At 47.9% G+C, this 11,963-nt stretch carries 9 protein-coding genes; 5 read left to right on the top strand and 4 right to left on the bottom strand.

Annotation, left to right across the window (positions count from 1 at the left end; translation table 11 throughout):
* Positions 1-108: 108 nt before the first annotated feature.
* Both AC5ZC7_RS14155 and AC5ZC7_RS14150 read right to left on the bottom strand, forming a co-directional pair.
* Positions 109-507, bottom strand: coding sequence for a hypothetical protein (locus AC5ZC7_RS14155; RefSeq protein WP_496162462.1), 399 nt, complete (start codon positions 505-507; stop codon positions 109-111).
* A 143-nt stretch (positions 508-650) separates the two neighbouring features.
* On the bottom strand, positions 651-1,850 hold the full coding sequence (locus AC5ZC7_RS14150) for a vWA domain-containing protein (RefSeq protein ID WP_496162463.1): 1,200 nt from the start codon (positions 1,848-1,850) through the stop codon (positions 651-653).
* Positions 1,851-2,056: 206 nt separating this feature from the next.
* Between AC5ZC7_RS14150 and AC5ZC7_RS14145 the strand changes: the two genes are divergently transcribed.
* The gene (locus tag AC5ZC7_RS14145; protein ID WP_496162464.1) at positions 2,057-3,841 is read left to right on the top strand and encodes a histidine kinase; all 1,785 of its coding nucleotides are present in this window, start codon (positions 2,057-2,059) and stop codon (positions 3,839-3,841) included.
* Positions 3,804-4,559 carry a response regulator gene (locus tag AC5ZC7_RS14140; RefSeq protein ID WP_496162465.1) on the top strand — a complete coding sequence of 252 codons (756 nt, stop codon included), beginning with the start codon at positions 3,804-3,806 and terminating at the stop codon, positions 4,557-4,559. Before AC5ZC7_RS14145 ends, AC5ZC7_RS14140 begins: the two co-directional genes overlap by 38 nt.
* 6 nt (positions 4,560-4,565) lie before the next feature.
* Here AC5ZC7_RS14140 and AC5ZC7_RS14135 read toward each other — a convergent pair whose 3' ends face one another.
* A complete protein-coding gene (locus AC5ZC7_RS14135) occupies positions 4,566-5,807 on the bottom strand; it encodes an amidohydrolase family protein (RefSeq protein ID WP_496162466.1) in 1,242 nt (413 codons plus the stop codon).
* Between the two features lie 204 nt (positions 5,808-6,011).
* Here AC5ZC7_RS14135 and AC5ZC7_RS14130 point away from each other — a divergent pair, with 204 nt between their 5' ends.
* The 3 genes from AC5ZC7_RS14130 to AC5ZC7_RS14120 all read left to right on the top strand — a co-directional run bounded on the left by AC5ZC7_RS14130 (position 6,012) and on the right by AC5ZC7_RS14120 (position 8,812).
* On the top strand, positions 6,012-7,190 hold the full coding sequence (locus tag AC5ZC7_RS14130) for an alpha/beta fold hydrolase (RefSeq protein ID WP_496162467.1): 1,179 nt from the start codon (positions 6,012-6,014) through the stop codon (positions 7,188-7,190).
* 9 nt (positions 7,191-7,199) lie between these two features.
* Entirely contained in the window at positions 7,200-7,784 is a 585-nt protein-coding gene (locus AC5ZC7_RS14125) for a cyclic nucleotide-binding domain-containing protein (RefSeq protein ID WP_496162468.1), read from the top strand.
* A gap of 71 nt (positions 7,785-7,855) precedes the next feature.
* The gene (locus AC5ZC7_RS14120; RefSeq protein ID WP_496162469.1) at positions 7,856-8,812 is read left to right on the top strand and encodes an ester cyclase; all 957 of its coding nucleotides are present in this window, start codon (positions 7,856-7,858) and stop codon (positions 8,810-8,812) included.
* Positions 8,813-8,817: 5 nt separating this feature from the next.
* Here the strand turns inward: AC5ZC7_RS14120 and AC5ZC7_RS14115 are convergent, their stop codons facing one another.
* Complete coding sequence (locus tag AC5ZC7_RS14115; RefSeq protein WP_496162470.1) at positions 8,818-11,949, bottom strand: AsmA family protein; 3,132 nt, start codon at positions 11,947-11,949, stop codon at positions 8,818-8,820.
* Positions 11,950-11,963 lie beyond the last annotated feature (14 nt).

Genomic DNA, 11,963 nt, shown 5'->3' with positions numbered 1-11,963 from the left:
AGCAGCCGGGGTAGCCCCTAGGCTTAACTGTAACAGGAGGTATATGGTTTATATAACTCCACCAGGTTGGCATGATCTCACTGTTGAGTAACCGATGCAAATAATGGGTCAGAGCCGGAGCACCCGTTGTGTAATGTAAATATTGGGAAGATGCCCCAGGAAGTCGGGAGGGGCATTAAAACACTTATGGAGATAACTTAATGTAAACAGGTTCGTATGTGTCAGGCAAAACCGCGCCAGCAGCCGGTATTTGCGGACAAAAAAGTTACTGGGATCCTCTTCCTCTACATCGTCACGCACCAGGATATCGTCCATGTCGTCGTCGAGGTCCGGAAGGAGGGTACTCATATCGGGCTGACTGCTGTCATCCGATTTTATCTGCTGAATTTTTTGAATATTTTGGTTGGTAATACGGCAGAGATGGAAGTGTTGAGTAGCTGTAAATACGCATCCATCCCCCTTTAGCAGGAGGAAACATACGTACATAAAAAAGATAACTACTCTCATTAGGGTGCCAAAAGTAATAAAACTTTGATAGCAAAAAAAGAAAATAGGTGGATACTATTTGCGGCAGCAGCGCGTTTGCCGGAGGATTAACATTTATTTAATACAACTGGCGGCTAACTGTATGGCCACCGCCAGCCCGTTTTTTATTTTTCTACCTGGTAGCCTTTGGCGTTGGCGAGCCGTACAATAGACCCGTTAATGGCCGCACCCAGATCATCAGTGGCCGCCACACTTTTAGAAGCCTCCGCGATAAATTTTTCGCGTTGTTTGGCCAGGGTGGCAATTTCTTTCTGAATACTTTCCCTTTCTTTACTTTTTACCTGGATGTAGGCAGACAGCTCTTCCGGTGTTTTATCCTGCAACTCTTTGGGCAATTCACTTTTCCTCATCGTCTTTAACACGGATTTATCCTGCTGTACCCGGTCCACCAGGTCCCAGCTTTCGTTTTTGTAGATGGCTTTTGATTTGCTGACATAACGTTCTGTAGAATTGGCGGAGGAGAGGGATTTTGCATTACTGTCTTGCATAACCTGGTTACTTTTTTTAGCCGATCCATAGGCGCCGTATGCAATATAGGTTTTGTTGATCCGGTCATTGCAGGCCTCAATCTGCGCATCATAAGGGGTTTCAATGAATGCTACTTTTTTATCGGAATCAATATTGAAATATTGCCCATTGCCCCTGTCGGCGCCATCTTTCCAGTACTCGCTGATGCCGCTGCGTTTATCGCCACAGTAGATGGTGTTGATGAAAATATTTTTGCTCACGGCATCCGCAACAGACTTTTTATAGTTGATTTCTCCCTGGTTAAAGGGTTCATTGCCGGCAATATAAATGAGTTTCATATCGGCTTCATCATTCCCCCAGTGTAAGGATTGCAGGGCAGACCTGATCACGGCGCCGCAATACTCTGATCCACCGTTGGTGCGGAGGGAAAACAGTTTTTCTGAAATAAGATCCAGGTCGGTAGTGAGCGGAGTTACCTGCCGGATGTAGTCCTGTTCACGGGACAGGCCATCATTGCCATATTCGTACAGGGCAATTTCAATGACCGGTGCTTTCCCTTTGTATCTCAGGGTGGTGAGGGTATTGATGATATTCCAGAGCCTTGATTTGGCCTGGTCTATTAATCCATCCATACTGTTGGAGGTGTCGAGTAGCAGGGCTACCTGTATATGGGTGTTGTCGGCAGCAGCAGTGGGGGCGGAAGGAGAAGCTTTCGGAACAACAACGGGATGAAGGGCCGGACCAGGTACTTTTTCCGGCATAGGGTTCCGGGATTCTTGTCGCCACAGGGCGAAACCGGATGCCAGCAGTGCGCAGGCGAGTAATGCTGTTTTCATACTGTTTGATTTAAGATGATGCCATGAAAATAGGGTGTCTTCGCCGCCCTGCTGAGCGCCACTTGGTGAAACACGGAGTTGAATGGGTGAAATATGCTATTGCCCATTCGGAAAAAAACTATTTTGCAGGGGAATCAATCACCATGATACGTTACTGTAGTGGCATATTTATCTTGTTCGGAATACTGTTGTTAGCGCCGCGGGCTATGGCACAGGATTACCCGTCAAAAAAAGCCGGCAGTTCCCGGAAATCAAAAGCGGCGAAAGACCTGAAAACCTCACTTTCCAATGACGACGGAGAACTGACAACGGCCGGCTTCTATGAAGCATTGGCCAAAGAACTGACCGATCAGCAGGACTATGCCAAAGCAGAAAATTACCTCCAAAAGGCATTGGATATCTATAACCGGTTGAATAATAAAGATGCCGCTGCCATCACCGCCCGCTCATTGGCAAAAGTGCAGGAAATGCAGAACAAGATCGGACCTGCTATCAAAAATTACCGCTCGGCCGCGGACATCGCAGCAGACAGAAAGCAGGACACGATCAATACCAATGATGCCAACCGCCTGCAAAACGCCGCTAATCCAGGGGCGCAGGCCAAATACTCGTTATCCAACGCTGCCATCTTCGAAAGGGAAGGAAAGAAAGAAGAAGCAGCAGACGCCTACAAGCAACTGGGAAATAGTCAACTATTGCAAAACAACCCCGCAGCCGCCATTGTCAGCTATAAAAAAGCCATCGAGAAAAGCGACAACACCAAAGAAATCAGCGCCATCAGCAAGAAAATAGTGGGTGTATATGTGGCCGACAATAATGTAGCAGACGCCATCCACCTGAGTGAATCACTACTGGAAAAGGCGAAGGAACAACACAATACCGAGTTACAGATAGACCAATCACGTGAACTGGCACAATTGTATACCCGGAATCACCAACCCCAAAAAGCCGGCGACCTGTTGGAAGCCGCCTACACATTGGCATTCAACAGCGGTAATACCTCGAAAACCAAAGACTGCCTACTCGCACTCACCCAATATTACCGCGATCAACGCATGGATGCGGTAGCCCTGGCCCGTTACGATAACTTCCTGCACCACCTGGATACGCTGATCAGAACGGACAGTTCATTGGTAGATGCCGGCATCTTTGATATCACCGAAGGCCGGATCAAAGACCTCGAAAAGGAAAAGGCGCTGCAGCAGGCACTCATCAACAATAAAAGCACCCTTAACTATTTCCTGATAGCCTTTGTGCTGGCCATGGCGGTGTTGCTGTTTTTTATTGTCCGCTCCCTGTATGCCATTAAAATCAAGAATAAAAAAATTGCATTGCAATCACTGCGACGGGAAATGAATCCGCATTTTATCTTCAATAGCCTCAACAGCGTGAATCAATATATTGCGGAAAGCAACGAAGTAGAGGCCAATAAATACCTGACTTCCTATTCTGGCCTCATGCGCAATGTGATGGAACATTCCAGTAAAGATTTTGTGCCGCTATCCGTGGAAATAGCCCAGCTGAAAAGCTACCTGGACCTGGAGCATATGCGGTTTAGTGATAAATTTATTTATGAGATGGATATCGATGACACCCTGGATGCCGATGCGGTTATGATTCCCAATATGCTCATACAGCCACATCTCGAAAATGCGGTGTGGCATGGCCTTCGCTACAAAGCCACCCAGGGCTTGTTGCAGGTGACTTTCGGGAAACAAGGACCTGTGTTGCAGGTGGTGATCGCCGACAATGGCATCGGGCTAACGGAGAGCCAGCGACTGAAAACGGCGCACCAGAAAGCCTATCAATCCAGGGGGATCACCAATACCCGGGAGCGGATTCAATTACTCAACGATATATACCATCTCCATATCCGGCTGGAGATGAACGAAATTACCGACAACGGCGCCACCGGCACCCGGATCGTACTGCAACTTCCCTTAATGGATAGTCATGATGTTAACAGAAAAAATCAGGTCAGTTATCGTTGAAGATGAAGCGGCCGCCATGGCCGCCTTACAAAACTACCTGCAGAAATTTTGTCCGCAGGTAACCATTGTAGGCACGGCCCAGAATAGCCGTGAGGCGATTGCGCTGATACAAGAGTTGCGGCCACAGCTGGTTTTCCTGGATGTGGAAATGCCTTTCGGCAATGCTTTCGATGTGCTGGAAGGTTGCCAGGACCTTACCTTTGAAACCATTTTTGTAACGGCTTTTTCTGAGTATTCGCTGAAGGCGCTGAACCAAAGCGCCGCTTATTATTTGTTGAAGCCAGTCAGTATTGAAGAACTGATCATTGCAGTGAATAAGGTGCAACAACAGTTACAACAGCAACAATGGCTGAACCGGAACCGGATCATCATGGAAAATGCCCGCGAAAATAATCCGGGCATGCAGCAGGTGATTTTACCTACCCTGGATGGATTTGATGTAGTGAAGATGGGGGAAATAGTCCGGCTCAAAGGGAACGGCAATTTTACAGACGTCTACCTGACCAATGGCAGCAAAAAAATGGTCTGCCGTTTTCTTAAACATTTTGCAGAGATGTTACCCCTTCCGTTTGTACGGGTGCACAAATCCCATATCATTAATATCCATTTTGTACAGTCCTACCACAAGGGCGCCGGCGGCTATGTGAGCCTGAACGACGGCACCGCTGTGGAAGTATCTCCGGCATATAAAGACAGCCTGCTGAAGGCATTTCAGTAACCGGGGTTAGTGGTTGCTCATGGTCCGACTGTCATATAGCATCTTGCCATTACGAATGGTATATACTACTGCTGAGAAATGACGGAGGTCTGCATGTGGATCGGCTTTCAGCACCACGATGTCGGCGTCCATGCCTTTCGCAATGCGGCCGCTGTGCTGGGATATACCAAATCTTCGTGCAGGCGCTGTGGTTAGTGCGGTCAGCACCTGGTCAAAATTAAGTCCTGCTTCAGACAATAGCCTGAATTCATCTGTGGTGTTATAGTCAGCTACATAGCCTACGTCTGTGCCAAATAATATTTCACCACCTGCCTTTGCGTAGGCGCCCACTTGTTGCAGGGCGGTTGTCATCAGTGGATTGGTGGCCGCCTCAATATTTTTCCGCTCCAGTTCCCATTTAAAGAGCTTTAAAGTAGGGATCAGCGCAATATGATGTTGCTGTAAAACCTTTATCTCCGCAGCATCCCAGGGCCGGTAACCATCCGGTGATGGATGTGCCAGGATATCGACACCTCCTTCAATTGCCATGTTCACGCCGGTATCAGCGGTAGGATGCGCAAAAACGGGCTTATGAAATTTATGTGCGGTGGTGCTGGCCGCCTTTAATACTTCCAGTGGCATGGGGACCGTTTTGTTCGGACGGGGAGAGGCGGACCATACTTTGATCCCGTCTGCTCCATCTTTAATCTGTTTGGTTACATAAGCCACCGCGGCAGCCGGGGTACCTATTTCCGGCAGTTTCGCCGGTTCCACATAAAATGGATTGCCGCCAGGCGGCACAAAAGGCATGCCTACGGTTAGCATCGCCGGGCCATTTACTTCGCCTTTATTGATTCTTGCTTTTAAGGTCAGCAGGTTAGGATAGTTCAGCGTTGCCAGGTCAATTACATGTGTAAAGCCGTAACTGTTCAGCATCGCATTGAGTTGTTGGTTGAGCTGTGCAACAGGCAGGCTGTCGGCATGATCCCATTTAGGTTCCATGAAATGAACATGGCAGTTCCAGAAGCCCGCCATTAACACCAGTCCCTGGCAATCCAGCACGGGGATAGCGGCGGGGATCTTTGTTTGTTGGGCACTACCTACGGCAGTGATTTTCCCGTTTTCAATTATCACTACGCCATTGGTAATCGGTGTAGCACCGGGCGCCGTGTAGATGGTAGCACCTGTTAATGCCAGCCGGCCGGCATCGGGTGTTTGTGCATAGAAAGTAAGAGGCAATAGCAATAATGCCAGCAGTAATGTTTTCATGGGAAAGTTATTATAAACAAAAACCAGTCGTGTTTTTCACGTGATCACTAAGGTACGATTTGCGGGCATTGCTTAAGAAATGTTGTGATAGTTTTCCCGGCGGAAGCTGTAAAATGCCCCGAATCCGTGATAAAAAACGCGCGGAAGAATGCGCGATAAATATTAGCTTTATCTACCGAAATTTTTAAATTCAGACCAGCAGCTATGAAAACAGGTATTGCCGTCAAACCTATGCGCATCCACATTCCGGAAGAAGATATTGTTGATTTGCATTATCGCCTGCGGCATACCCGCTGGGTATCACCTATGGAAGATGCTACCTGGGAAGATGGCACCCATGGCGAATACCTGCATGATCTGGCTGCCTATTGGCTATCTGGTTATGACTGGCGCGAACGGGAAGCAAAGCTGAATGAGTTCGATCATTACCTGGCGGATGTAGAAGATACCCAATTACATTTTATTCATGCCAGAGGAGAGGGCCCGGACCCTATTCCGCTATTGCTGATGCAGGGGTGGCCGGGTAGTTTTATACAACTGTTGCCGCTGATTCCTTTGCTGACGGCTGCCGGTACAGACGGTACACCTTCTTTCGATGTGGTGGCGGTGTCTATGCCAGGATATCCTTTTAGCTCCTTTCCCCGTAAGCATGGCATGAACTTCACCCGGATTGCGGAACTGGTCACCCGGCTGATGACGGAAGGCCTGGGCTATGAACGTTTCGCCTGCCGTGGTTCAGATCAGGGAGGGATTGTACAACAACAAATAGGGCTTCACAACCCGGAGCGGGTCATCGGGCTGCATCGTTCGGGCGTATTTCCTTTTATGTCGCCCATGCCGACAGACCTTAGTGAAGCAGAAATAGCCTATCAGCAAAAAGTGGCGGCCTGGGCGCCGGAAGAAACCTTGTACGCCCGCATACAAGCCTCGCGCCCGGAAACCCTGACACCCGCTCTTGCCGATTCCCCGGTAGGGCTGGCCAGTTGGTTCATAGAAAAATTCCAGCGATGGGGCGATGGGGGTGAACAAATAGATGAACACTTCGGCAGAGATGCACTGCTCGACAATATATCCCTGCACTGGTTTACCGGCGCCGGTGCTGCCGCTATCCGGTCTTACCGGGAGGCCGTGCTGGGAACTGTGCTGAAACCCGCTAAGCAAACCCGCGTATCAGTGCCTACGGCTGTCCTGATGGCGTTACACGATGGCGTGAATTTACCGGCCCCACGAGAATGGGGTGAACGTAGTTTCAATGTACAACGCTGGACTATCCTGGAACGGGGTGGCCATTTCCCGGAATGGGAAGTGCCCACTGTAGTAGCAAAGGATGTACGCCAGTTTTTTGGAGACCTCCGCAACGGTACTATCCCCGGACATTTGTAAATAGCCAGTATGAAGAACGAGGATTTGTTGCTTAAAAACATCGCCCGCCATATCCAGCTCGATCAAACAGAGATTGACTTTTTCTTATCGCTGTTAACAGAAAAAAGGTTAAGAAAGAAAGCCTTCCTGCTCCGGCAGGGAGATATCTGTAAAACAGAAAACTTCATCCTCAGCGGTTGCGTGCGCATGTATACCATCGACGACAACGGCCAAGAACATATTGTGATGTTTGGCGTTGAGGGCTGGTGGACAAGCGACCTGTTTAGTTTCTTTACCGGCACGCCGTCCGAATATTATATTGATGCCCTTGAAGATACTGTACTGTTGCAGATTTCAAAGGAACACCTGGAAGCGCTGTATGAAAAAGTGCCGAAGTTTGAACGCTTGTTCAGAATACTGTTGCAAAATGCTTTCATTGCGCAGCAACGGCGCATTAATCAAAACCTTTCCTATACCGCCGAACAACGCTACCTTGATTTTATACAGAAATACCCGCAACTGGAGCAACGTATTCCACAAAAGCAGGTGGCGGCTTATTTAGGTTTTACCCCCGTGTTTTTAAGCATGCTCCGGAAAAAACTGAGTCAGCCCTGATTTCTTCAACTACTTTAATTTTTCTCATTTTTCTGCTCCGTTACTTTGTACCATCAAATAAAGGCAGACAAATGAAAAAGAACATCTTTGCAACAAACAACGACTGGACAGGCCTCATCACCCGGCTCACCTTAGGATTGATACTGTTTCCCCATGGCGCGCAAAAAATGCTGGGCTGGTTTGGTGGACCTGGTTTCGCCGGTGAAATGGGTTTCTTTACAGAAACCCTACACCTACCCTGGATCATCGCTTTCCTGGTGATATTCATTGAGTTTTTCGGCGCTATAGCCCTCATCATAGGCTTTGCTTCCCGGTTATGGTCGGTAGCTATTATAGGGCTGTTCCTGGGCATTATTTTCATTGCCCATGCGGAAAATGGCTTCTTTATGAACTGGTTCGGTACCCAGAAAGGAGAGGGCTATGAATATCACCTGCTGTTCATCGGACTGGCTATTGCCGTGGTAGTAAACGGAAGCGGTAAATATGCGGTGGATAACATCATCTGGAAACGACCGGCGTTCAACAGTTCGGCCGTAGCGCTGGTAAGTGTGATGCTGCTGTTAGGTACTGCCTGCGGCAACGCTACTCCTGCAGTAGCAAGCGCCGGTCAACAGGCGGAAACGCATAACAGGCAGTTGGTAGAACGCTATTTCAACGAAGTGTGGAACCAGGGAAAGGTAGAGGTGTTAGACAGCCTGCTAAGCCCGGAATATATCAATCACACGCCTTCTACGCCTAATCCGCCCAAAGGTGCTGTGGGCTTGAAACCTATTGTAAATGCAATCCGGAAAGGTTTTCCGGATTTGCATTATGCGATACAGGATATGGTGGTTACCCCCAACAGGGTAGTAGCAAGAGTAATCATGACCGGTACACAAACAGACACCTTGTTCGGAATGCCGCCCACCGGCAAATCAGTACGCGTGAATCAAATTAACATTGAAGAAATTGTGGACGGAAAAATCGCCGAACACTGGCGGGTAACCGATGAACTGACCATGATGAAGCAACTGGGCGTCATAAAATGATGCGCCTATTTTTTATCTTCTTCATCCGGATCTTCTGTTTCTTCCAGCTTGTTATCACTGCCGCGGCGCAGTTTTACCTGTGGATTGCTTTGGGTACCGGTAACGTTGAAGGGGATACCAAAAATACCAAACGGTGGCAGTCCCACACGTCCTTTCAGGTTTAGTTTACCATCCAGGCTTACCTGTCCTTCAAAGCGCGGCCGGAAACCGGCAATGCGCATTTTTGTTCTGCTGACGGTAATGATGTTATTGTTAATCTCTGTTTTGATATTTACCTCTGACAGATCCGGATCCTTCAGATCTCCCTTCCCGGTGCTACTGCTTACGGCATTGAGTAATTTAAAACCCTTCAGCTTTATTTTTTTAACAGACAACACCCCACCACCTTTTAGCGACGGATATACGGGGTTCATGTTCTCATCCAGTTTTCCACTCAGGTGATAATCCAGTCCTACTACGCCATTGGCATAGGACGCGGCGGAAGCGATGTCGTGGAAGATTTTTATTTCGTTGTAAGCGCGTTTGATATCGAATTCCTTTGCGGTGATATGATAATCGAAGGTAGCCCGCTTTGGTTGCAAACTTACATAGGTGGCATCCATTTCTACCGGTGCGCCGATAATGGTAAACCCGGTTTGGTTCATCTTCAGCCGGCTGCTGTCTACCACCAGTTGTCCGTGGAAATTAGTGACATCGATGCCTTTGAACCGGATTTTATCTGCGGCAGCATTAAGGGTGAGTGATAAATTAGACGGAATCATCACTACGCCGGAAGATGCCGGGGCTGCAGGACTGTTATTGGGTGCACCATTTACCATCATTTCATCTACCAGTATATACCCGCTCTTCAGGTCAAAAGAACCACGCAATGGTTGGTCTTTACTGGTGGCATAGCCAATCACGTTACTCAGGTATCCGTTCAGGTTAATCAAGGATTTACCATAGGTAGCGTTAAACTGGTCAAACCACATTTTATCCTGGTCAAAGCGGAAAACACCGTTGTTGATGACAAAGGGTAATGGGAGCTGGGCTGCAGTGAGGGCAATATTTTTGATAACCATGGTCCCGCTGTTACTGAGTTTGTTGTACCGGCCGGCCATGGCATCGCCCTGGGTACCTTGCAGCGACAGGTTCGTTTTGATGAATCCTTTCAGGTCATATCCTTTGACAGCAAATACCTGGTAAATGCGGCCCAGGTCTATCACGCCATTGGAGGTGACATTATACCGGAGGTTATCGAAGTTATTCAGGTCGGCTTTGAGCACAAAAGGTTGTCCCTCAAATTCGAAGGAAACCGGCTTCAGGTCTACTTTCAGCGACTGCATTGTACCGGTGGTATTGGTAACGCTGGCGTCTATATTAATTTTCTCCAGGGGATGCGGATAATATTTCGTTTGTACGGCGCCGTTATTCATGGTCAGCTGACCGGTAGTAACGGGGAACAGGCGTTTAGCAGGGAGGTAGGTACCTTTGGTCACCACGTTCAGGGCGAGGTCGCCGGTCATATCGAGACTATCGATCGGGTATACTTTTTTCAGGTCGCTCATATGCAGCACGGATTCCAGTTTGGCATCTATGAGTGGCTGTTGTGCATTGGACAGCTGGAAGTAGCCCCGGATATAGTTACTCAGCATGGTGGCATTGAGATCGTTGATGCTGAAATAAGTATGTGTATACTGGCCGTCGGGGCAGGAGGCTTTTGCGTTAAAGCTGATATCTTTCACGGCTTCCGGCAGCGAGGCAAATTTAAAGTAGCCATTGCGGAGGGTGGCAGCGAAATCAAATACCGGGATGCTGCTGATCACCGTATCGGGGCGGTGTTGTAAACCTTTATACACCACTGTTCTGGCATACCGGCCATTGGCCAGTAAATGCGCCTGCAGCCGTCCTTTCAGGTTAACGGTTTTTAAACCTACGGTTTGGTTCCATTTTTCCAGGTCTATATCGGTATTCATTTTAGCATAAATATCCGGTGTAGACAAGCCTTTCAGGCGCACTACTGCGCTGAAATAGTCTTTGTCAAGATTAAAGAAAATGGAATCTACATTTACATAGAGGCTGTCCGTATTCAGGTGTGCCAGGGTTGACTGGAAGTTCAGGAACAGGTTTTTTACCGGTGCAGGTGCTTTATCATGGGTGATGGTACCGTTTCTGACCTTCATATTGAAAGTAAGATCCGGCATGGTATTGTTTTCTGCGAGGTATTCCCCGATCAGTGTAGCATTTACATCGGCAGTACCGGTGATATTCATATGTTCCGCCCATTTGGCGTATTCCGGTGGCAGGGCGCCGAAAATGGCGTGCAGCTCAGATTCCATGGAGCTGAGGCGGAAATCCATTTTATACCCGTTTTTCAGGAAGCCGAATTCCCCTTTGAAACGCACAGGTAGCTCATTTATCTTTAAATCATTCTTTTCAAAGACGAAGTCGAGGGAGTTGGTATTTATTTTAGTGATCAGTTCTCCATTCAGTTTCTTCGATAAAATATATTGGGTATTAGCGTAATTAATATCAAATGAACCGATGCTGACCTTGGAATACAGGTCAAACACGGCTTTGCTGAGATCTCCTTTCCCGAGGTAGTTGACTTCTTTGGCCTGGAGGTACATAGGGAGCGACTGGTCATTATAAATAATATTGCAATGTTCCAGTTGTATGCGTGCAATCTGCATGGAGGCGCTGCCGCTGTCGGATTTATTGGAGGAGGTGGTATCTGATGATTTATAAACGTTGTAGTTGGGATGTCCGGCGGTATCTACGAGTACATGGATATTTCCTTTGGTCAGGTAGATTTCATCGATATTAATAGAGCTGGAAAAAACGCTGGACAGATTAATACCCAGTGCTACTTCGTTGGCGGATATCAGCGTATCTGCCTGGAAGGGGGCGGCGCCTTTCAGGCTAAAATCGTATAGCGTTAAGGTCAGTGAGGGGAAGTGATTAAAGAAGGAGAGCCTTGCTTTGGAAAAGTTCAGGTCTCCGGTGATGCTGCTGTTAGTCCAGGTTTTTATTTTATTGGAGATGGTGGTGGGAAAAAGTATCGGCAATAAAAATAATAACAGGATAATAGCAGCAAGCGATATGGAAACTATTTTTAATACTTTAAGGATAAGTCCTTTCATATTTGTCTGGCGCATGGAGTGATGGGCGT

The organism is Chitinophaga sp. 9-1-y (genome assembly GCF_059511905.2).
The sequence above is the reverse complement of the archived record's forward strand: the minus strand, read 5'-3'. Positions and strand labels throughout refer to the sequence as shown.

Excerpts from the sequence above, each read along its gene's own strand:
- AC5ZC7_RS14115 (WP_496162470.1), bottom strand. The coding sequence starts at position 11,949 with ATGCGCCAGACAAATATGAAAGGACTTATCCTTAAAGTATTAAAAATA.
- AC5ZC7_RS14135 (WP_496162466.1), bottom strand. The coding sequence starts at position 5,807 with ATGAAAACATTACTGCTGGCATTATTGCTATTGCCTCTTACTTTCTAT.
- AC5ZC7_RS14125 (WP_496162468.1), top strand. The coding sequence starts at position 7,200 with ATGAAGAACGAGGATTTGTTGCTTAAAAACATCGCCCGCCATATCCAG.
- AC5ZC7_RS14150 (WP_496162463.1), bottom strand. The coding sequence starts at position 1,850 with ATGAAAACAGCATTACTCGCCTGCGCACTGCTGGCATCCGGTTTCGCC.
- AC5ZC7_RS14140 (WP_496162465.1), top strand. The coding sequence starts at position 3,804 with ATGATGTTAACAGAAAAAATCAGGTCAGTTATCGTTGAAGATGAAGCG.
- AC5ZC7_RS14130 (WP_496162467.1), top strand. The coding sequence starts at position 6,012 with ATGAAAACAGGTATTGCCGTCAAACCTATGCGCATCCACATTCCGGAA.
- AC5ZC7_RS14145 (WP_496162464.1), top strand. The coding sequence starts at position 2,057 with ATGGCACAGGATTACCCGTCAAAAAAAGCCGGCAGTTCCCGGAAATCA.
- AC5ZC7_RS14155 (WP_496162462.1), bottom strand. The coding sequence starts at position 507 with ATGAGAGTAGTTATCTTTTTTATGTACGTATGTTTCCTCCTGCTAAAG.
- AC5ZC7_RS14120 (WP_496162469.1), top strand. The coding sequence starts at position 7,856 with ATGAAAAAGAACATCTTTGCAACAAACAACGACTGGACAGGCCTCATC.